23 protein-coding genes are annotated in these 20,049 nt (G+C 33.7%); 14 read left to right on the top strand and 9 right to left on the bottom strand.

The window, feature by feature from the left end; genetic code table 11:
* Window positions 1–32 precede the first annotated feature (32 nt).
* The gene (locus CRN91_RS04375; protein ID WP_114115226.1) at window positions 33–737 is read right to left on the bottom strand and encodes a copper homeostasis protein CutC; all 705 of its coding nucleotides are present in this window, start codon (window positions 735–737) and stop codon (window positions 33–35) included.
* Between the two features lie 168 nt (window positions 738–905).
* Here CRN91_RS04375 and rpsF point away from each other — a divergent pair, with 168 nt between their 5' ends.
* From rpsF to der, 9 genes are all read left to right on the top strand, one after another.
* The gene (gene rpsF / locus CRN91_RS04370; RefSeq protein ID WP_114115225.1) at window positions 906–1,343 is read left to right on the top strand and encodes a 30S ribosomal protein S6; all 438 of its coding nucleotides are present in this window, start codon (window positions 906–908) and stop codon (window positions 1,341–1,343) included.
* 9 nt (window positions 1,344–1,352) lie between these two features.
* A complete protein-coding gene (gene rpsR, locus CRN91_RS04365; protein WP_114115224.1) occupies window positions 1,353–1,610 on the top strand; it encodes a 30S ribosomal protein S18 in 258 nt (85 codons plus the stop codon).
* Between the two features lie 8 nt (window positions 1,611–1,618).
* Window positions 1,619–2,074, top strand: coding sequence for a 50S ribosomal protein L9 (rplI, locus tag CRN91_RS04360; RefSeq protein ID WP_114115223.1), 456 nt, complete (start codon window positions 1,619–1,621; stop codon window positions 2,072–2,074).
* Between the two features lie 75 nt (window positions 2,075–2,149).
* A complete protein-coding gene (gene dnaB / locus CRN91_RS04355) occupies window positions 2,150–3,592 on the top strand; it encodes a replicative DNA helicase (RefSeq protein ID WP_114115222.1) in 1,443 nt (480 codons plus the stop codon).
* A gap of 32 nt (window positions 3,593–3,624) precedes the next feature.
* Window positions 3,625–4,089: a DUF1249 domain-containing protein gene (locus CRN91_RS04350; RefSeq protein ID WP_114115221.1), complete on the top strand. Its 465-nt coding sequence runs from the start codon at window positions 3,625–3,627 to the stop codon at window positions 4,087–4,089.
* Window positions 4,086–4,973 carry a 5'-nucleotidase gene (locus CRN91_RS04345; protein WP_114115220.1) on the top strand — a complete coding sequence of 296 codons (888 nt, stop codon included), beginning with the start codon at window positions 4,086–4,088 and terminating at the stop codon, window positions 4,971–4,973. Before CRN91_RS04350 ends, CRN91_RS04345 begins: the two co-directional genes overlap by 4 nt.
* An 87-nt stretch (window positions 4,974–5,060) precedes the next feature.
* Window positions 5,061–6,326, top strand: a complete 1,266-nt coding sequence (gene hisS, locus CRN91_RS04340) for a histidine--tRNA ligase (protein WP_114115219.1) — start codon at window positions 5,061–5,063, stop codon at window positions 6,324–6,326.
* On the top strand, window positions 6,323–6,940 hold the full coding sequence (locus CRN91_RS04335; protein WP_114115218.1) for a YfgM family protein: 618 nt from the start codon (window positions 6,323–6,325) through the stop codon (window positions 6,938–6,940). Before hisS ends, CRN91_RS04335 begins: the two co-directional genes overlap by 4 nt.
* 19 nt (window positions 6,941–6,959) lie before the next feature.
* A complete protein-coding gene (gene der / locus CRN91_RS04330) occupies window positions 6,960–8,351 on the top strand; it encodes a ribosome biogenesis GTPase Der (RefSeq protein WP_114115217.1) in 1,392 nt (463 codons plus the stop codon).
* An 11-nt stretch (window positions 8,352–8,362) separates the two neighbouring features.
* Here the strand turns inward: der and CRN91_RS04325 are convergent, their stop codons facing one another.
* Window positions 8,363–9,601 carry an NAD(P)/FAD-dependent oxidoreductase gene (locus tag CRN91_RS04325; RefSeq protein WP_114115216.1) on the bottom strand — a complete coding sequence of 413 codons (1,239 nt, stop codon included), beginning with the start codon at window positions 9,599–9,601 and terminating at the stop codon, window positions 8,363–8,365.
* Window positions 9,602–9,649: 48 nt separating this feature from the next.
* Window positions 9,650–11,284, bottom strand: coding sequence for a CTP synthase (locus tag CRN91_RS04320; RefSeq protein ID WP_114115215.1), 1,635 nt, complete (start codon window positions 11,282–11,284; stop codon window positions 9,650–9,652).
* A gap of 77 nt (window positions 11,285–11,361) precedes the next feature.
* Between CRN91_RS04320 and CRN91_RS04315 the strand changes: the two genes are divergently transcribed.
* Window positions 11,362–13,083: an ABC transporter ATP-binding protein gene (locus CRN91_RS04315; protein ID WP_371412778.1), complete on the top strand. Its 1,722-nt coding sequence runs from the start codon at window positions 11,362–11,364 to the stop codon at window positions 13,081–13,083.
* A gap of 6 nt (window positions 13,084–13,089) precedes the next feature.
* Here CRN91_RS04315 and CRN91_RS04310 read toward each other — a convergent pair whose 3' ends face one another.
* Genes CRN91_RS04310 through CRN91_RS04300 form a run of 3 tightly spaced genes read right to left on the bottom strand, consistent with a single transcriptional unit; the run spans window position 13,090 to window position 14,657 of the window.
* Window positions 13,090–13,698, bottom strand: coding sequence for a transglycosylase SLT domain-containing protein (locus CRN91_RS04310; RefSeq protein ID WP_114115214.1), 609 nt, complete (start codon window positions 13,696–13,698; stop codon window positions 13,090–13,092).
* The gene (locus CRN91_RS04305) at window positions 13,699–14,004 is read right to left on the bottom strand and encodes a cold-shock protein (protein WP_114115213.1); all 306 of its coding nucleotides are present in this window, start codon (window positions 14,002–14,004) and stop codon (window positions 13,699–13,701) included.
* The gene (locus tag CRN91_RS04300; protein WP_254424970.1) at window positions 14,004–14,657 is read right to left on the bottom strand and encodes a thiopurine S-methyltransferase; all 654 of its coding nucleotides are present in this window, start codon (window positions 14,655–14,657) and stop codon (window positions 14,004–14,006) included. The genes CRN91_RS04305 and CRN91_RS04300 overlap by 1 nt, the downstream gene beginning before the upstream one ends.
* Window positions 14,658–14,805: 148 nt before the next feature.
* Here CRN91_RS04300 and ung point away from each other — a divergent pair, with 148 nt between their 5' ends.
* Together ung and CRN91_RS04290 are read left to right on the top strand one after the other, a co-directional pair.
* On the top strand, window positions 14,806–15,471 hold the full coding sequence (ung, locus tag CRN91_RS04295; RefSeq protein ID WP_114115211.1) for a uracil-DNA glycosylase: 666 nt from the start codon (window positions 14,806–14,808) through the stop codon (window positions 15,469–15,471).
* Window positions 15,468–16,505 (top strand): 4-phosphoerythronate dehydrogenase, encoded by a 1,038-nt coding sequence (locus CRN91_RS04290; RefSeq protein WP_114115210.1) that lies wholly within the window; start codon window positions 15,468–15,470, stop codon window positions 16,503–16,505. Before ung ends, CRN91_RS04290 begins: the two co-directional genes overlap by 4 nt.
* Before the next feature lie 7 nt (window positions 16,506–16,512).
* On the opposite strand, the gene CRN91_RS04285 is transcribed toward CRN91_RS04290, so the two are convergent.
* Window positions 16,513–17,271, bottom strand: a complete 759-nt coding sequence (locus CRN91_RS04285; RefSeq protein WP_114115209.1) for a TSUP family transporter — start codon at window positions 17,269–17,271, stop codon at window positions 16,513–16,515.
* Between the two features lie 4 nt (window positions 17,272–17,275).
* Window positions 17,276–18,073, bottom strand: coding sequence for a phytanoyl-CoA dioxygenase family protein (locus CRN91_RS04280; RefSeq protein WP_114115208.1), 798 nt, complete (start codon window positions 18,071–18,073; stop codon window positions 17,276–17,278).
* Between the two features lie 167 nt (window positions 18,074–18,240).
* On the opposite strand from CRN91_RS04280, the gene CRN91_RS04275 reads away from it, so the two are divergent.
* Together CRN91_RS04275 and CRN91_RS04270 are read left to right on the top strand one after the other, a co-directional pair.
* Complete coding sequence (locus CRN91_RS04275) at window positions 18,241–18,933, top strand: YczE/YyaS/YitT family protein (RefSeq protein WP_114115207.1); 693 nt, start codon at window positions 18,241–18,243, stop codon at window positions 18,931–18,933.
* 44 nt (window positions 18,934–18,977) lie between these two features.
* The gene (locus CRN91_RS04270) at window positions 18,978–19,430 is read left to right on the top strand and encodes a molybdenum cofactor biosynthesis protein MoaE (RefSeq protein WP_114115206.1); all 453 of its coding nucleotides are present in this window, start codon (window positions 18,978–18,980) and stop codon (window positions 19,428–19,430) included.
* Here CRN91_RS04270 and mobA read toward each other — a convergent pair.
* Window positions 19,427–20,005 (bottom strand): molybdenum cofactor guanylyltransferase MobA, encoded by a 579-nt coding sequence (mobA, locus tag CRN91_RS04265; RefSeq protein WP_114115205.1) that lies wholly within the window; start codon window positions 20,003–20,005, stop codon window positions 19,427–19,429. The two genes, CRN91_RS04270 and mobA, sit on opposite strands and share 4 nt — an antisense overlap.
* Window positions 20,006–20,049: the final 44 nt, after the last annotated feature.

The raw sequence follows: 20,049 nt of genomic DNA, 5'->3' as shown, positions 1-20,049 counted from the left end.
TTAATAAGACTGAAAATCTAAATATTTTACTTTTAATTAATTGCATTTCTTAAGCTAATAATTTTTTTTGAGTCAGTGTAAGTTGAATAAGTTTCTTTTTGCTCTTGCTTAGAATTATTTTGGATTTGACTAGAACATGAAGAGTGAAACCATTTAAAACCACCCTCAAAAGCAATTTTTTTAGCATTAGAAATATTTACTCCAGAACCAGGCATTATCTCAATATTTCCATTTGCTCTCTTATTCATCTCTTTGAGAACACTTAATCCTTTTTCAGCATTTTCAGCTCCCCCTGAAGATAAAATAAAATCAAATCCTAAATCTACTGCTAAATCAACTGCACCTATTGGATCAGAAATTGAATCTATTGCCCTATGAAGAGTTTTCTTAAGGCCAGTTGCATGATCACAAAGTATTTTTAAAGATAATTGATCAAGCCTGTCATCATTTTTAGTTGCTCCAAAAACTACGCCTTCAAAACCAAAAGAACGAACAATATCTATATCATTACACATACTTTGTATATCTGATGAAGAGTAATGAAAACTGTCACTTTTAGGGCGAATCATCACACGAACAGGTATCTTAAGTAATGATGCCTCTCGCATAAACTCAACTGAAGGTGTAAGCCCGCCTTCTGTTAATGAACTGCAGAGCTCTATACGATCAACTTTACCAATAACACAAGCCTCAATTCCATTTGAATTATCAATACAGACCTCTAGTTTTTTTTTCATACAAATTTATTTTATTACATTAAATAAATAGTTTATCCCAAAGTATGGTTCAAGGTATGGCATCCACAAATAATTAGTATTAAAACATTATAAGTAGTATAAAATACTATCTTCCTTGCTTGATCAACGGTTGTTGGCAGGCTTTTTTTAAACCATAAGGAGATGTTGATGAGACATTACGAAGTAACTCTCATTGTCCACCCTGACCAAAGTTCTCAGGTTACGACAATGATTGAAAAATACAAAGAATTAATTACCTCTGGTGGTGGTATCGTTCACCGCAGTGAGGACTGGGGTCGAAAGCACCTAGCTTATCCAATCAATAAGATATATAAAGCACACTACTTAATGATGAATGTTGAGTGTGATCAAGAGACATTAGATAAACTTAATTATAATTTCCGCTTCAATGATGCTGTAATTAGAAATTTAATTATTTCTAAGTCTGAAGCTATTACATCGCCATCTATTATGCTTGAAGGAAACGATAAAGATAAAGATGAAGCTAAAGTAAAGCCCAAGACTGAAACTAAAGTAGAAGCTAAAGCAGATACTGAAGTTAAAGATGATAAAAAGTCTGAAGCTTCTGATGAAGTTAAAGAATAGGAGATTGTAATGGCAAAAAAACAAGTAACTAAAAGACGTAAATTTCAAATTCCAATTAATCGTTTTTGCCGCTTTACTAAAGCTGGTTATACAGAAATTGATTATAAGGACGTTGAGATACTATTAAAAAACATTGATGAAAGTGGAAAAATTACACCTTCAAGGATTACTGGTACAACTGCTAAATTTCAGCGTCAGTTAACTACTGCAATTAAAAGAGCGCGGTTTTTAGCCTTAATTCCTTATACTGATAAACATAAAAAATAGGAGATCTCATGCAAGTAATTTTATTAGAAAAAAATGAAAAGCTAGGAAATCTTGGTGATATTGCAAATGTTAAGTCTGGATATGCAAGGAACTTTCTTATCCCGCAGGGTAAAGCTAAACCTGCAAACAAATCTAATATGGCTGCTTTTGAAACCATAAGGGCTGAACTTGAAGCTAAAGAGGCAACTGCTCTATCAGATGCACAGGCTAAAGAATCTGCAATGACAGATATCGTTTGCACTATTTCTGCTAATGCAGGAGAAGAAGGAAAACTATATGGCTCTGTAAGTCCTGCTGATATTGTTGAAAATCTTCTTTCGCAAGGTATTGAAGTTGAAAAGAGAGATATTAATATCCCTGAAGCGATTCGAAATACTGGGGAATATGAAATTACGGTATCACTTTATGCTGAAGTTGTTGTTCCAGTAAAAGTTATCGTTATCGCTGCAACTGAACCAGAATAAGTAAATCTAATTTCAATAACTGAGTTAAAATAAAGAGCCCTTATTTAGGGTTTTTTATTTCTCTGCAAGATAGTAATGGATATTGAAAATACCAAATTACCACCAAATTCAATTGACTCAGAACAGTCTGTATTGGGTGGACTTCTTTTGCATAATGAATCCTGGGATAACGTTGTCAATATTCTAAGTTCAACTGATTTTTATCAAGCTTCACATCGAATCATTTATGATGCAATTGTCACCCTTCTTGAGCATGACAAGCCAGCAGATATTCTTACTGTGAAAGAACAGGTTATTAAAACTCATGACGAGGATTCAATTGGAGGCTTTACTTATCTTGCTCAAATTGCTGATAATACTCCAAGTGTATCCAATATAGAAACATATGCTAAACATGTCAGAGAACTTTCTATCTATAGACAATTAATTAAAATTGGCAGAGAGTTAGCTGATACCGCATTTCAACCAAAAGATATTGAAGTAAATGAACTTCTAGATCTCTCAGAAAGAAAAATTTTTGAAATCGCAGAACAAGTGAGTCGTAACAAGCAAGAAATTACAAATATCAAGGATATTTTAAAAGATGTTGTAAATCGTGTCCATGAGATGCAAGAAAAGAAGGGCTTCAGAGGTTTGGAGACTGGTTTTGGTGAATTGGATAAGCTTACATCTGGTCTTCAGAATGGTGATCTTGTAATTATTGCTGGTCGACCAAGTATGGGTAAAACTGCCCTATCAATGAACATTGTTGAACATGTAGCAATTCATAATTCTACCCCTGTTGCTGTATTCAGCCTTGAAATGCCTACAGAACAATTAGTAATAAGAATGATTTCATCATTTGGCCGCATAGATTCTAGCAAATTGCGAGATGGAGATATGTCTGAGGTAGATTGGAATAGTTTTAATCATGCAGTAAGGGCATTTGAAGAGAATACAATATTAATTGATGAAACGCCATCAATTACTCCAACTGAAATAAGGGCTAAGTGCAGGCGCTTAAAAAGAAAGTACCCAGATCTTGGACTTATAATGGTTGACTATCTCCAACTCATGACTGTGCATGGTAAATCTGAAAATAGAGTTCAAGAGATTTCTGAAATATCACGCTCATTAAAAGCTCTTGCTAAAGAAATAAATGTTCCAGTTATTGCCTTATCTCAACTTAATCGTGGTGTTGAGTCTCGAACTAAAACTGGTAAAGGAAGAATGCCTCAAATGGCTGACTTACGAGAATCTGGCTCAATTGAGCAAGATGCCGATATTATTGGCTTTATCTATAGAGATGAGGTTTATCATGACGATGCATATACTAATCCCGAAGAGACTGGCAAGGCTGATCTAAGAATAGCGAAACACCGAAATGGAGCTACTGGTAATATTAAACTTGCCTTTATAGGACAGTACGCCAGATTTGAAGACCTAGCTTTTGAAGACCGCTTTCAAAGCGTCAATGATGACCAAATCAATGCATCATATGTTAATAATATGACAAATTTTGATCAGGGTGATTTCTAAAAGAATTAAAATTTCATAAAGTCTTTAAGACTATGATTCATAAACAAACGAAATTAAAATATATTCCCAAGAATCAAAAAACTTCATATTCAAGTATATGTGAAATTTTTGATCTTAACTTTAAAAAAATTTTAAGACTTGTTCCACTTCTTCCAGCTATTAAAGATGACTTTATTGCTATGAAGGATTCTTGTAATGATCTGCATCTTATCTGCCATGATAAATCTCCATATACTGGAACATATACTCTTACACATAGAATTAAATCTCAAGAAAAAATTATTAACCAACCTGATATTTGCTTCAAAATATACTTTGATGCAAAACTACTAGAAGTTGTCTCAGTATGCAAAGAAACAAGAATTAATAACTCGCATCCATTACTTACTGATTGTAGTGATTTATCTTATCAATTAGAGCTTAACATTTTCATGTTAAGGTGGCTTGATTATTGTCTAGAAAGATATGATGGTGCCCAATGGATTGAGAATTCATGAAAGAAGAGAGTACAAAACTGATAATTGCTATTTCTTCAAGAGCGTTGTTTAATTTGGATCATTCTCATCAGATATTTAAAGAGGAGGGTATTAAAGCTTATGCTAAACACCAACAAGAGAATGAGGGAGTTGTTCTAGAGCCAGGTGTTGGTTTTACTCTGGTAAAGAAATTACTTAAATTAAATAGCAAAAAAACACCTATTGATGTTATTTTACTTTCAAGAAATAGCTCTGAAACAGGGCTTAGGATATTTAATTCTATTGAACATTATGGTTTAAATATTTCAAGAGCAGCTTTCACTAGAGGGGAAAGTACTCATCCATTTGTTGGTGCATTTGAGGCCGACCTATTTCTTTCAAGCAACTATAATGATGTTCAGAAGGCTTTACAATCTGGTTTTGCGGCAGCCTCAATTATTGAATCAAAATCTAACAACAGCCACCCTTCTCAACTTAGAATTGCTTTTGATGGTGATGCAGTTATTTTCTCAGATGAATCTGAGAGAGTTTTCCAAGAGAAAGGACTTGATGCTTTTCATGAAAATGAAAAACTTGCTGAAAAAATTGAACTAAAAGCTGGCCCCTTTAAATCATTCTTAGTTTCATTACAAAAAATTCAATCAACATTTCCAGAAGAAAATAATCCTATAAGAACTGCTTTAGTAACTGCAAGATCTGCTCCTGCTCATAAAAGAGTAATACATACTATGAGAGAATGGGGGATTCGTATTGATGAGTCTTTTTTTCTTGGTGGATTAGATAAGGGCGTTTTTTTGAGAGAATTTGCTGCAGATATATTCTTTGATGATCAGCATCAGCATTGTAATTCGGCATCAAAGTATGTACCAACAGGACATGTTCCTAGTGGGATTAAGAATGAGTAAAACATTTTTTTGACAAATTTATTGCTTAAACCCCTAATTCAATTTAATTGGTAAAATAATGACTAACATTAATTTAATTCTTTACTGATGCCAAAAAAAATCCAAGCGATTCGAGGAATGAATGATTTGCTGCCATCAAATTCTGAAGTATGGTCAGAAATTGATAAAACCATTAGTGAATTACTTTTATCATATGGATATAAATATTGTCGCCCTCCAATTGTAGAAAGTACTGAAACCTTTTCTCGAGCTATTGGAGAGGTTACCGATATCGTTGAAAAAGAAATGTACACCTGGAAAGATACCAGTGGTGATTCATTAACCCTGAGGCCAGAAGGAACAGCTGGTGTCGTTCGAATGATGATTGAACATAATTTACCCCGAGAAGGAATTCAAAAAGTTTTTTATGATGGTCCAATGTTTAGACATGAACGCCCTCAAAAAGGCAGATACCGACAATTTCATCAGGTTGGGGCAGAGGTTTTTGGTGCATCAGATGCAAAGATTGATGCTGAATTAATTTCAATTACTCATTCTCTTTGGAAAAAACTAGGCATTGATGTAAGGCTCGAAATTAACTCACTAGGCTCAAGTGAAAGTAGGTCTTCATACAAAGAGCTCTTGCAAAAATTTTTAAACCAAAACAAAAGTCGCTTAGATGAAGATAGTCTTCGCCGTTTAAATAGAAATCCACTTAGAATTTTAGATAGCAAAAATCAAGAAATGACAGGGTTAATTGCTGAAGCACCTAAGATGATTGATCATCTTGATGAAGAATCAAAACTGCATTTCTCAATTTTAAAAAACTACCTAGATAGTCTTGGTATTAACTATGAAGTCAACCCAAAACTAGTTAGAGGTTTAGATTATTATAATAAAACAGTATTTGAGTGGGTCTCTAACGATTTAGGATCACAGGGCACAATATGTGGTGGTGGAAGATATGATGGCTTAGTTGAAAAAATGGGAGGTAATTCAACTCCAGCGATTGGTTTTGCTATTGGTATTGAGAGAATAGCTTTATTAATTAATGATTTAAAAAATCGTATTGCTAAAAATAAACCACATATTTATTTTATTGTTTTAGGAGAAAAATCTCAAATAGAATCAATGAGACTATCAAAAAAAATTATTGAAGCTCTTCCTAGTTTAATTATTTCTAATGATATTAGCATGGGCAGTATCAAAAGCCAAATGAAAAAGGCTGACAAATCTAATGCAGATTTTGCGTTAATTCTAGGCGAAGAGGAATTATCTAATAAACAGCTAAGCTTTAAACCTCTTAAAGGTCAAGGAGACCAGCAATTAATTAAACTTGAGGGTATCATTCAGCATCTTCAGGAGATATTATGAAAAATTTTATTGAAATTAGCGATTCGGAAGAAGAGCAAGTCGACAAGATCAAAAAATGGTGGAATACCAATGGTAAGCAAATTATTGGTGGCGCTATAATAGGTCTTGGTGGTGTTTTTGGTTGGAATTACTATGCTGACTATCAAGATGGCCAAGCACTCAATGCGAGAGCCCTTTATTTAAGTTATTCTGCAGATTCTAGCAATATCGGTGCTTATGATAAGCTTATTGAAGATCATTCCTCTAGCAGCTACTCAGAGCAAGCAACTTTATTAATGGCAAAATATCTATTTGATGCAGGAAACTACTCGCTAGCTCTTAATGCAATTGAACCTTTAATTAATAGTGAAAGTAGCATAATAGCTTCTACTGCAGCTTTAAGAGTAGCCTCTATACAATTACAACTTGGTCAACATGATAAAGCACTTTCGACTCTTACTGTAGATGTTGAAGATGGTTTTTCAGGTTTAATTTATAATCTTAAAGGTGATGTTTATTTAGATCTTGGTAATTCAGACGAAGCCAAAAAATACTATAGCCTTGCAATTGAAAACATCACTGAGAACTCAAGCTTAACCCAGCTAATTCAAATTAAGCTTGACGATTTAAATTAACTTAATTAAGTAATTAATTGTGAGTAATCCCGTCATCTCATTGGTTGGAAGACCCAATGTAGGTAAATCAACGCTTTTTAATCGGCTGAGTAATTCTCGGCAAGCACTCGTATCTGATTTTGAAGGTTTAACCCGTGATCGGCAATATGCCTCTATAAAGCTTGATGATAATTCCTATTGCTCCATTGTTGATACTGGAGGATTAACTAATGAAGAATCGTTAATTGATTCAGGAATTCAAGGTCAGGTTTTGAATGCACTTGATGAATCTGATGTTATTTATTTTATTGTTAGCAATAAAGATGGAGTTACCGCACTAGATATAGATATTGCCTCTCAGCTTAGAAAGTTAAAAAAAGATATTATTTTAGTATGTAATAAAGCTGAAGGTCTAAACAAAGCTTCAGCCTCCGAGTTTTATGAACTTGGTATGGGTGAGCCCTGTCTTATTTCAGCAGAGCACAATCAGGGAATTTCAGATTTAATTGAAATAACGATTCCATTACTTCCAGAAATTATTGATGAACAAAAACAAGAATTAAAAGGCATAGCTGTTGCAGTTTTAGGGAGGCCCAATGTTGGTAAATCTACATTAATTAATCGAATCTTAGGAGAAGAGAGAGTCTTAGCAATTGATATTCCTGGCACAACTCGAGATTCAATATTCATTCCATTTGAGCGAGAAGGACAGCAATATACTTTAATAGATACAGCTGGAATTAGACGTAAAAGAAGTGTTAATGAAAAAGTAGAAATCTTTAGTATTATTAAGGCTAAGGAGGCAATAGATGAATCTCATGTAGTGGTTCTAGTTCTTGATGCCCATGAAGGAGTAACTGATCAAGATGCAACTCTGCTTGGTATGATTGCAGAAAAAGGAAGAGCTCTTTTAATAGTAATTAACAAGTGGGATGGTTTAGATGAATATCAAAAAAGCGAAGTAAAAAGAAAACTTGATATTAAGTTGTCATTTATAAATTATGCCTCTGTCCATTTCATTTCAGCACTTCATGGCTCAGGAGTTGGTAAACTATTTACTCCAATTAAAAAATCTTTTGAACATGCTGGAGGAAGGTTTCCAACGTCACTACTCAATAAAATTTTAGAAAAAGCAAATAATGCCCACCAAGCCCCGCCTGTAGGAGGCAAAAGGCCAAAACTAAAGTTCGTAAACCAATCAGATGTTTTTCCACCAACCTTTATCTTTCATGGCAATAATGTCAATAATATCTCGAATAGTTATGAAAGATTTTTAAAGAATTTTTTTATATCCTCACTCAAACTATCAAATACTCCTATTAAAATTCAATATAAAAGTGGTGATAACCCCTTTAAAGATAAAAAAAATATTCTTTCAGCAAGGCAAATTCAAAAAAAGAAGCGTTTAATGAGATTTGTTAAAAAGAAGTAACAAAAAATTTATTAAAATCTTTTAACTGAGTATTGAGAAATTTCAACTGGTGGTTTAGATTTGGTGATAATAGACTCTACTATCTCAGCAGTAATTGGAGCCAAAGTTAACCCTATATGACCGTGGCCAAAAGCATAAATAATATCGTTACCCTTACTTGACTCAGATATAACAGGTCTACTATCAGGAATTGAGGGACGAAAACCTAGCCAAGACCTATTGGGATCACCTAAGTCTGGAAAGAATTCTGAGACACCTCGCTTAAGATGATCTATCCTATGTTTTGAAATTGTTTGATCCAACCCTCCAAACTCAACAGTTCCAGCAACCCTAAGCCTTCCAGTCATGGGAGACATATAGAAACCTTTTTCTACCGAACAACTTGGTCTATTTAATAAAGGTTCAGACATATCATATTCAATATGGTAGCCGCGTTCAGTCTCTAATGGAACATAATCTCCAGCCTGCTTAGCAAATTTTTTTGAATATGCTCCAGCAGAAATAACTACGTGTTTTGCTGTAATTTGTGAATTATCATTTAAATAAACTTTTACGCCCTCACTCGATCTTTCAATTTTATCAGCAGCTTTATTAATTACCGTGCATCCTTTTTTAACAACGCTTTGAAATAGAAGCTTCATTACCTTACCAGGATCATTTAGATAGGCTCCATCTGGAAAAAAAGAGGCTCCTCCTTCGATCATATCTAAATTTGGCTCAAGTTTTTGGAGCTCTAATGGAGTCAACATCTCTACATTTAAACCAAGCATTTTTCGCTTAGTCATATCTTTTTTACCTGCCTCAAATGAGGATTTTTTGTTATAAAAATAAAGACAGCCATTACTTTTAAGAGTTGAATTAGCGTTAATCTCTTTTACTAATAACTCCCATCTCTGCCTGCAGTCAACTAGAAGATCTGTAATAGCTTTAGCGTTTTTTACAGCTTTTTTTGATGAAGATTGGTACAAAAATCTTATAAGCCATGGCGCTAGGGTAAAAATTTCAGAACGATTTATAGCTATGGGGCTATTTTTATTTAGTAGAAGAGAAGGTAAATTTTTTAATATGCTAGGAGATCCAACTGGCAGAACTGCATATTCTGCAATCGTACCCGCATTTCCATATGATGTTCCACTTCCAGGCTCTTGATAATCAATAAGTGTTACTTCTTGATTAGAATCAAGCATTCTTAATGCAGTAACTAAGCCAATCACCCCACCACCTATAATTACTATATTTGCTTTTGACATAAGAGAATAAGAAAATTAGAATTACTCTAAGTTTTTACAAAAAGAAACTTAAGAAAGAATTAAGTTATGTGCTTCCTTTGCTGCCTTTATAAAACCTTCAAATAATGGATGTCCATCCCGAGGGGTTGAGGTGAATTCTGGATGGAACTGACATGCAACAAACCATGGGTGGCCTGGAATTTCAATCATCTCAACTAAAGACCCATCATTAGATCTTCCTGATACAAACAAACCAGCCTCTTCAATTTTAGAAATAAGCTTATTATTTACCTCGTACCTATGGCGATGGCGCTCAATAACTTTATTAGCCCCATAGATCTTTTGTGCATTACTTCCATTAATAAGTTCACACTCTTGACCACCAAGCCTCATAGTTCCTCCAAGATGTGAATCTGAATTACGTTTTTGAGTGTTACCATTTTCGTCCTGCCATTCAGTTATGAGTCCAATAACAGGATAGTTAGTTTTATCATCAAACTCTGTGCTATTTGCGCCTTTCATATTAGCCATATGGCGTGCATATTCAATTACGGCAACCTGCAAACCTAAGCAAATACCTAAAAAGGGTATATTATTTTCTCGGGCAAATTGAACAGCTTTAATTTTACCTTCAATACCTCGAATTCCAAAACCACCAGGAACAAGGACTGCACTCATCTTACTTAAACTATCAGCACCATTTTTTTCAATTTCCTCAGAATCAAAATAATGGATATTAACTTTTGTTTGTGTATGAACACCTGCATGAATAAGAGCTTCTGATAATGATTTGTATGACTCAGTTAAATCCATGTATTTACCAACCATAGCAATATCAACACTATGATTTGGTCGTTCTAGTTGAGACACAACATTTTTCCACTCACTTAAGTCAGCAGGCTTACAATTAAGCCCTAATTTAGATACAACAATATTATCTAGGCCTTGACCATGAAGATCCTCTGGGACTTTGTATATAGAATCTTGATCTAGCGAGACAAAAACTGAATCTTCAGGAACATTTGTAAATAGAGCAATTTTTTTACGCTCTTGATCTTCAAGCTGGTGCTCTGATCTGCAAATAAGAATATCTGGTTGAATTCCTATCCCTCTTAACTCTTTGACAGAGTGCTGAGTTGGTTTTGTTTTGAGCTCACCTGCAACTTTAATAAAAGGAAGAAGTGTAAGATGGATAAATAATGTATTTTCACGACCTAATTCTAGGCTCATTTGCCTTATAGCCTCCAAGAAAGGAAGTGATTCAATATCACCTGCTGTACCTCCAATTTCAACTAAAGCAACCTCAGAATCTTCAGCGCCCTCTTTGGTTAGCTTTTTAATTTCATCTGTAATATGAGGGATGATTTGCACTGTTGCACCAAGGTAGTCTCCTCTTCGTTCTCTTTGGATAACATTCTCATAAACTCTACCAGCAGTAAAATTGTTCTTTTTACCCAGTTGTATTCTAACAAATCGTTCATAATGACCAAGATCAAGATCAGTTTCTGCACCATCATTAGTAACAAAAACTTCACCATGTTGGAATGGACTCATTGTTCCAGGGTCAACGTTTATGTATGGATCAAGCTTGAGGAGTGTAACATTAATACCACGAGTTTCAAGAATTGAAGCTAATGAAGCGGAGGCTATCCCTTTACCTAAAGAGGAAACAACACCACCGGTAATAAAGATGTATTTTGTCATCTAAAAACTAACAAAGTTTGAAATAGTTATGATACCTAAATTTGTGTAGAATATGGGCACATCCAAATAAACTTAAAATGATGGGATACACACAATTTGTCAAGAGACTTTTTCCATACATTAAAAATCATTTAGGAAAACTTTTTTTTACCTCACTGATGATGGTTTTTGCTACTTTATTAGAGACAGCAATACCTGAAATTACTGGTCAAATAGTTGATACTTTATTTACCTCTGAACGCACAAGTGACCAAGCCTTATTCTATTCATTAATATTGACAAGTGTTATTGCTATAAGCTCCTTCTTTGCCCTAATATCAATTAGTGCCAGTTCTTGGATCTCAAATAAAGTAATATTAGATTTGAGAATAGATATGTTTTCAAAACTTTTAAAACTTCCAAAAACTTATTTTGATAAAAACACAACTGGAGAGACTCTTTCTAAATTGACTTTTGACGTTGAGCAAATTTCTGCTGCAGCCTCAACCATATGGCTCCAATTCATCAAATCTTCTTTTATGGTTGTAGTATTGATAGGGTATTTGTTTTATAAAAGCTTCCTTTTAAGCCTTACTCTTATAGTGCTTCTTCCCTTAGTTTATTTTGCAGTAAAGTTTTCCTCATCCCGAATTAGAAAAGGCTCTAAAAGTGTCCAAGAATCTATGGGTAAGATGACTCACCTCTTAGATGAGAATATTTCAGGTAGTGACTTGATTAAAATTTATAATGCACAAAAGAACGAAAAGAATAAGTTTTTTGCAATTATCAATACCATCCGTCAACAAAGATTTAAGGTGGATATGGCTAGTGGACTTAATACTTCGATTGTAAATGCATTAATTGGTTTGTCTTTAGGGTGTGTGGTTTATTTTTCTTCAACATTTCTAGTGATGACTGCTGGAGACTTTTTAGCATTTTTTACTGCAATGGGAATGCTTGTAAAGCCTGCCAAGACTTTAATCAACATAAATAAACCTCTTCAACAAGCGCGAGTTTCATCTGATAGTGTCTTTAAGCTTATTGACGAAAAATCTGAAATAAATACTGGTAAACATCAAGTTGATCAACTGGAAGGAGAAATAAAATTTGATAATGTTAGTTTCTCATATGGTGAAGATAAGGCCTCTTTAAAAAATATAAACCTAACAATTAAACCAGGCGAAACAATTGCAGTTGTTGGATCTACAGGAAGTGGAAAGACCACGCTTGTAAACCTTTTAACTCGCTTTTATATCCCAACAGAAGGCAAAATATTAATAAATAATTTAGAGATAAATAGCTTTGAATTAGAATCTTTTAGATCTAATTTTTCTTTTGTTGACCAAAATGTACGTCTATTTAATGATACTATCACAGGAAATATTGCATTTGGACAAAAAGATCAGATGCCAATTGAGTCAATAATTAATGCTGCCAAAGTTTCAAACTCGATTGAGTTTATTGAGAAATTAGACGATAAATTTGAATCTGGAATTGGTGAAGATGGAGTAATCCTATCTGGTGGACAAAGACAAAGACTTTCAATTGCTCGAGCAATTGCAAAAGATAGTCCAATTTTAATTCTTGATGAAGCAACATCAGCATTAGACTCTGCTACTGAAAAACTAGTTCAGTCCGCAATCAATAAAATGCAGAAAGATAGAACAACGATTATTATTGCTCATCGCTTAAGCACAATTCAGAATGCTGATCGTATAATTGTTTTAAAAGATGGTAGTATTATTGAGCAAGGTACTCATGGAGAACTCATTAATGCCGCTGGTGAATATGAAAAGCTTATTCAACAGCAGCTTAAATAATTTTAATTAGAAAAGCGTCCAAATCCGATTACTATCTAGCTGATCTCTGCATTGAGAAAGTTGGGCTTTATAGGTATTAGATTTAGTTTCTACTTTTTTAGCTATTTCAATTAACCAAGCCTTTTTTTCATAACTCTTGTTGTTATAACCACCATGGCCTTCATGATATGCAAGATATTGTTGATATGCATTGGTCTTACTTATTTTAGAACGCAATGAAGATTGATTTGCATACCATCCAACAAAATCAACAGCATCAGCAAAATTATCCCTCTTAGCGGTCATATTCCCAGTTTTAAGTTGATACCAATCCCAAGTTGCTTTTTTTGCTTGGGTATATCCAAAAGAAGAAGTTGGACGAGATCCAGGTATTACTCCAAAAATTTTATTCCTTGGAGGTTTTGCTTTTGATGCAAAACGAGATTCTTGATGAATAATTGCTAATTGAAGATGCATTGGTACCTTCCATTTTTTTTCACTATCTTTAGCTGCACGATACCAACTAACTTTTTCATCAAGTAAATTGCAAATATTTGTAACCTCTCTGGCAGGTGTTGAAAAACAGCCAGAAAGAACAATTAAAACCGCAACACTTAAAACAATAAGTTTTTTCATTTAAGCAAAAAATACAAAATAAGCAGTTACCAACTGAAATACCAATAAAACACCAAACATTGCCTTAATATCATTGTCAGTCAATGGTTGAGATTCTTCAACTATTTTCTCAAGCTTTACATCTGTAGCTACAAGCCCTTTTTCAGAATTCTCAACTTTAAATTTAACTCGCGTATCACTTCTTAATCTTGATTTATTAAAAACATTTTTTTGATGAACAAAATATTTTTCTCCATCATCACCAGTTATAAAACCATATCCTTTAGTACCAAACTGGGCAACTATGCCCGACATTTTCTTTGCCATTACGTCCCCACTTTTTGCAGAAAATATACTGCTTTTTTAACAAAATCTACTCCCAGATTTTGAAACATTGGTTCATTCTCAATATCATTAATACAATGAAGCTCTCGATACTGAAATGACCCTCCATAAAGTAAATCAACCTCAGTTTTACTCACAGCAAAAGGTGGGCCAATTTTTTGATGCTGAGGATAGTCTAATGTTAGCAATAATATCCTTACATCTTCATCTATTATATCATTTAAATGTTTCACATATTTTTGTCTTAACACCGTATCCAATGCGATAAGTGAAGCTCGATCATAGACAGCTTTTACTGTATCTAAATGTTTTGAATTTAATGCAAAGAAATCGCCACAATAAATCTGAATTCTTTCACCCTCATAAAGCTTAAGAGTATCAATATTTGAGGTTTTAAAGGGTAGTTTATTTTCGTTGAAAAACTGCTCAATTGCTATATCACTCATCTCTACTGCAACTATTGAGAGCCCTTGGTTAAGCAAATAAATCATATCAAGACTCTTTCCACAAAGAGGAACAAATATCTTATCTTTTTTTGCTAAGTTGAATTCAGGTAAATACTCAATTAATTGACGATTAATCTGTTCTGCATGCCAACCAATTTTATTATTTTCCCATCTGTTGAGCCAGTCCATTATTCTTAATCCTTGATATAATAAATCGATATTAAGTAAAAGCTAAAAGTTATAAAATTTCAATACTATGAAAATTATTTTAAATCATAATATATTTTTGCACTTCAAATTAACTTAATCACTTTGAATTTAATTTATTAAAAAAAATATGACTATTGGTGACTGGTCCAAATATCTTTCTGTGGAGAAAGAAAAAGAATACTTTAGGAATCTATATACTTTTTTAAATAATAGAAGTACTTTCGATATTTATCCACAAAGAGGTAGCTGGTTCAAAGCATTTGAGTATTCAAGTTTCACCTCTACAAGAGTCATTATTCTTGGTCAAGACCCCTATCATGGGGAAGGACAAGCTGAAGGATTAAGCTTTTCAGTTCCAAAAGGAATCACCATCCCACCTTCACTTAGGAATATCTATAAAGAGCTCAATTCAGATGAAGTAGATTTCAGCCAGCCAGAACATGGAAATTTAGTTTCTTGGGCACAGCAAGGGGTCTTATTACTCAACAGTGTCCTTACTGTTGAAAAAAATTCCCCTGCAGCTCATGCAAATCATGGATGGGAAATTTTTACAGACGAGGTAATTAGAATACTCAATGATAATAAACAACATTTAGTCTTCATTCTATGGGGTGCCTACGCGAATAAAAAATCTAAACTTATAGATTTAGATAGGCATTTAATTCTTAGCTCTGCTCATCCCTCACCCTTTTCAGCCCACAAAGGTTTCTTTGGATGTAAGCACTTTTCTCAAGCCAATAAATACCTTCTTTCAACCAAACAACAACCCATAAGATGGAGTATTCCTAAATGAAATTAATGATTGACGATGCAGTATGGGGCTTTGCAGAAATTTTTTCTGAATTTGGCGAAGTTATCACCCTTCCTGGTCGAGAAATTAATAGACAAAGTTTAATTGATTGTGAAATATTAATTGTACGATCTAGGACTAAGGTAAATAGCGATCTTCTTAAAGATACAAATATTAAATTTGTTGGCTCAACAGTTGCAGGACTTGACCATATTGATCAAACCTACCTTTATAAGAATAATATAACTTTTGTATCAGCTCAGGGTTGTAATGCAAACGCCGTAGCAGAATATGTCATTAGTGCTATCGCAAATCTTGCCAATGATTTTAATTTTGATTTATTGAGTAAAACACTTGGGATTATTGGAGTGGGTAATGTTGGAACTAGACTTGACTCCAAAGCTAAGCAGCTTGGAATAAATACCCTTTTGAATGATCCTCCACGACAAGATAAAGAGGGAAGTAACGGATTTGTAAAGCTTGATGAGGCCCTAAGTGCTGATATTGTAACTTTTCATACACCGTTAACTTTTTCCGGCATACACCCTTCTCATAACCTTCTTGGAAGTCATAATTTTAATCTTATTAGTGAAGATACTATTCTAATAAATGCAGCAAGAGGAGGTATCATCGATGAAAACATCTGGGAAAACATTGCAACTAAAGCCAACATAATTGACTGCTGGGAAAATGAGCCCAATATTAATTCAAAACTTCAAAGTAAGGCTTACTTGGCTACCCCTCACATTGCGGGACATTCTATTGACGCCAAATTTACAGGTAGTTTTATGATCTATAAAGAACTCCTCAAGTTCACTAACAATTCACTTAATAAACAAATTAAACAACTAATTAATCCAGCAGTAGGAATTATTAAGGAGAACTCTCTTCATGAGACTATTAATTCAATATATTCATTTAAGGATGACTCAATAGCAATTAAGGACTCTACAAAATTTGAGAACTATCGTCGAAATTATCCTGATCGTTATGAATGGGGACACTACCAAACTCAGTATAAAATTCCCTCAGGTTAAATCCCAACTATAAAGACGATATATATTTAGCTAGCATTAAAATAGACATCACAACAATTAGCAATCTAATAACTTTTGGATTAGCTTTAAGTAAATAGTGAGTCCCAACAAAAGATCCAATTAATTGTCCTAACATCATTATTAGTCCAATCATAAAGGCTATATGACCAAAACTATAAAATACGATAAATCCTGCAATATTTGATGCAAAGTTTAGGGGTTTAGCTAGAATTGTAGCTTGAATAATTTCAAGTTTTTTGAACATAACACCTGTCATTACAAAAAAAGATCCAGCACCAGGTCCAAACATACCATCATAAAAACCAACTGAAGGAACAGCATATTTTTCAAAAATTTTGTTTGGTTTGGAATTTTTAACTCTTTCATCAGGCTTCGGTGAAATAATAAAATAAACTGCAATCACTACCAATACAATAGGTATTGCGAGAGATAAGAACTCAGTATCAATAAATTGCACTATAACTCCACCAACTAAGGAGCCAATAAAGGATAGGAGAATCAAGTATTTAATAGCTTCCCAATTAAGTTTTTTCTTTCGAAATAGTAAAAAAGTAGCGATACCAGTTCCCATACTGCCTTGAAATTTATTAGTTCCAAGGACATAGATTGGTGGAATGCCACTCAATAATAGTGCAGGAACAGCAAGCAAACCTCCACCTCCAACAAGTGTGTCAATAAAACCCGCTACCATTCCAATAATAAATAAAAAAGTTAAAATTTCATATGAGTAGTTAGCTAAATCCATAAGATTATTTTCTCCAAATTATTGGAAACCAGTCTTCTCTTAATCGCTCACCATTTTCTTGTCCAATGTCTGGAAAATTAGGTGAAGTTCTACCTGGTCGTTTTCGGTAGACTACATCATCGCCCACTAAACGAAAAGAAAGTGTTTTGCTTGTCCCAGGTAACATATTGGCTTTAGCACCATGAACAGTCTTAAAGTTGAAGGCAATAACATCCCCTGGTTCAGTTGCCCACTGCTTAATGTCAAAATCACCATTATCAAGATTAGGCATATTCATAAAAGCATCATTATCATCATAAAAACTTTCATTATCAGCCCAACTTGTTGGACGAATTTCTTTTGGAAGATTGTGGCTTCCAGAAGCACATTTTAATGAAACTTTTTGAGCCCTTGATTCAAGTGGAATCCAAAAGCTTACTGTTTGAAGACCTGACACGCAATAATAAGGCATATCTTGATGCCAAGGTGTGGCAACACCTGAACTTGCCTCTTTATAAAAGAAATGGTCATGGAAGAACTGAACCGATTTAGACTTCATTAGTTGACCTGCAATACTACCTAAAGGAGAGCTCTCTACAAAATCTTTATACTCTTTAATTCGCTCCCAGTTACAAAAATCCTCTATAAATTCGCCACTGGAGCCTTCATGTTTATGAATTAAAGCACTTTTACTAGGGTTACTAATATGGAAATCAGCACCCTTATTTAATAAATCAATCCAGTCTTTAAAAATACCTCGCAATACAACAACGCCATCAGTTTGAAAGTCTTTTATATCTGATTTATTTAATAACATTTTCATGAGGTTTGATTAGTTGTTATTGCAAGTGTATTAACTCTTTTGTTCATAAACCTATGATAATCACTAAATCCTTAGATTTAGAAGATAAATATAATAATTAATACACTGTTATAGGTTGAGTAAAAACAACTGTATTATTACTCTAAATTTTTAACTGCTTAGAATAAATGAAACTTTCTAAAGAAGTCTTTACTATTAAAAAAATTCCTAAAGTTATTTGGAGCTCTGAAGACTCTTTTAATTTAAAACCTAAACCATTAACTTTCGTATTCTTAGTATTTGGATTATTTTTATTTGGCCTAGGTGAAAGCCTGCTCATTACGAGTGGTGCTGGTGTTGGGCCATATACTGTGTTGGCTCAAGGTATATCCAATCTAACTAGCTGGTCAATTGGGTTATCTACTTTTGTTATTAGTATTTTTGTATTATTGTTATGGATTCCCCTTAAACAGAAACCTGGAATGGGGACAATACTAAATGCTTTTATCATCGCATTAACAATTGAATTTTCGGTTTATTATTTGCCTTATCCACAATATTACCCATTTCAAGTTCTTCAAGTTGTTATTGGCGTCTTAACTATAGGAATTGGAAGTGGATTTTATTTAATAGCAAATTTAGGAGCAGGACCAAGAGATGGCCTAATGATTGGCTTACAAAAAATTAGTAATCTACCTATATACTCAATCAGAACATCTATCGAGGTCAGTGTAGTAATCATTGGCTCACTCTGTCTACTTAATAATATAGAAAAATTATTAGGTGAGGTTGTAGGTCTTGGAACAGCTATATTCGCATTAGGTATTGGGCCATCAGTTGCACTAGGAATTACAATAGTTGGTAGATTATCTAAAAAATAATCCATTACCCTTTAATCTTGAGCTAAAAAAGATAAAATTAATCTATGGATAAAGTGATTGTTCAAGCGAAAGATTTTGATTTAACGACCGAAGTAAATCGTGCTCGCTCTAAAAATCCTCAAATTGGGGCTATCGTAAGCTTTGTTGGAACTGTTCGTGATCTTCAATCTGAAACTCTTAAATCATTGACACTTGAACACTATCCAGAGATGACTGAAAAGTCGCTAGAATCAATCGTTATCAAAGCTAAAAGTCACTGGGAACTTGAAAATATTACAATAATTCATAGAGTTGGAAAATTATTGATTAGTGACCAGATAGTTCTTGTTATAGTTACAAGTAAACATCGACAAGAAGCATTTGATTCCTGCAATTTTATTATGGACTATCTAAAGACGGATGCACCTTTTTGGAAAAAAGAATCTTCAGATAAGGAAGAAAAATGGGTTGATTCTAGTTTAAATGATAAAAAGCAGAAAAAACGATGGGAACTCTAAATATTTAAGTCTTCTGGGCTATTTAAATTAGTTAAGATCTCTAATTTATCTGAAACATTAATTCTTTCAAGTGAATGTTGGCGATACCAAAGAGCCATTTTACGACCTCCATCATCAAGAAATTTTTCTAAACTAGTTTGAAGATTTGATCTTAATAGGGCAAATGTTGCATGCATTATCGAGCCATCATGGGCAACACAAATGTCAGCTTTGCTTTTCTCCAATCCTAAAATTAACTCATCTATTAATTCCCCATCAATCAAAGGACTATCACATGGAAGCACTAATAAATACTCAGAAGTACAGACTTTCAATGCCTTAGAAATTCCAGCCAAAGGACCTTGAAAGCCAGTTAAATCATCTGAAATAACTTCTCCATACTCTGAATACTCATCCAGACTCCTGTTAGCACTGATCAATATACGATTTACTTTGGGCTTTACTATATTAACAACATGGGCGATTAATGGAAGTTTACGGAACTTAATCAAACCCTTATCTTTCCCGCCCATTCTTGAGCCTTGACCACCAGCTAAGATGACTACTGAAATCTCTTTTTTAGATATTTTATTCACTTTATTGCTGTGGTTTTTTCAAGTTATTAGTAATTAGAAAATTT

Origin of the sequence: Candidatus Thioglobus sp. NP1, assembly GCF_003326015.1 — a bacterium.
In the GTDB taxonomy this organism is placed as follows: domain Bacteria; phylum Pseudomonadota; class Gammaproteobacteria; order PS1; family Pseudothioglobaceae; genus Pseudothioglobus; species Pseudothioglobus singularis_A.
This window is presented reverse-complemented; position numbering and strand designations above follow the sequence as displayed.

Coding starts and splice junctions, on each gene's coding strand:
- CRN91_RS04375 (WP_114115226.1), bottom strand. CDS start 737: ATGAAAAAAAAACTAGAGGTCTGTATTGATAATTCAAATGGAATTGAG.
- rpsF (WP_114115225.1), top strand. CDS start 906: ATGAGACATTACGAAGTAACTCTCATTGTCCACCCTGACCAAAGTTCT.
- rpsR (WP_114115224.1), top strand. CDS start 1,353: ATGGCAAAAAAACAAGTAACTAAAAGACGTAAATTTCAAATTCCAATT.
- rplI (WP_114115223.1), top strand. CDS start 1,619: ATGCAAGTAATTTTATTAGAAAAAAATGAAAAGCTAGGAAATCTTGGT.
- dnaB (WP_114115222.1), top strand. CDS start 2,150: ATGGATATTGAAAATACCAAATTACCACCAAATTCAATTGACTCAGAA.
- CRN91_RS04350 (WP_114115221.1), top strand. CDS start 3,625: ATGATTCATAAACAAACGAAATTAAAATATATTCCCAAGAATCAAAAA.
- CRN91_RS04345 (WP_114115220.1), top strand. CDS start 4,086: ATGAAAGAAGAGAGTACAAAACTGATAATTGCTATTTCTTCAAGAGCG.
- hisS (WP_114115219.1), top strand. CDS start 5,061: ATGCCAAAAAAAATCCAAGCGATTCGAGGAATGAATGATTTGCTGCCA.
- CRN91_RS04335 (WP_114115218.1), top strand. CDS start 6,323: ATGAAAAATTTTATTGAAATTAGCGATTCGGAAGAAGAGCAAGTCGAC.
- CRN91_RS04325 (WP_114115216.1), bottom strand. CDS start 9,601: ATGTCAAAAGCAAATATAGTAATTATAGGTGGTGGGGTGATTGGCTTA.
- CRN91_RS04320 (WP_114115215.1), bottom strand. CDS start 11,284: ATGACAAAATACATCTTTATTACCGGTGGTGTTGTTTCCTCTTTAGGT.
- CRN91_RS04315 (WP_371412778.1), top strand. CDS start 11,362: ATGATGGGATACACACAATTTGTCAAGAGACTTTTTCCATACATTAAA.
- CRN91_RS04310 (WP_114115214.1), bottom strand. CDS start 13,698: ATGAAAAAACTTATTGTTTTAAGTGTTGCGGTTTTAATTGTTCTTTCT.
- CRN91_RS04305 (WP_114115213.1), bottom strand. CDS start 14,004: ATGGCAAAGAAAATGTCGGGCATAGTTGCCCAGTTTGGTACTAAAGGA.
- CRN91_RS04300 (WP_254424970.1), bottom strand. CDS start 14,657: ATGGACTGGCTCAACAGATGGGAAAATAATAAAATTGGTTGGCATGCA.
- ung (WP_114115211.1), top strand. CDS start 14,806: ATGACTATTGGTGACTGGTCCAAATATCTTTCTGTGGAGAAAGAAAAA.
- CRN91_RS04290 (WP_114115210.1), top strand. CDS start 15,468: ATGAAATTAATGATTGACGATGCAGTATGGGGCTTTGCAGAAATTTTT.
- CRN91_RS04285 (WP_114115209.1), bottom strand. CDS start 17,271: ATGGATTTAGCTAACTACTCATATGAAATTTTAACTTTTTTATTTATT.
- CRN91_RS04280 (WP_114115208.1), bottom strand. CDS start 18,073: ATGAAAATGTTATTAAATAAATCAGATATAAAAGACTTTCAAACTGAT.
- CRN91_RS04275 (WP_114115207.1), top strand. CDS start 18,241: ATGAAACTTTCTAAAGAAGTCTTTACTATTAAAAAAATTCCTAAAGTT.
- CRN91_RS04270 (WP_114115206.1), top strand. CDS start 18,978: ATGGATAAAGTGATTGTTCAAGCGAAAGATTTTGATTTAACGACCGAA.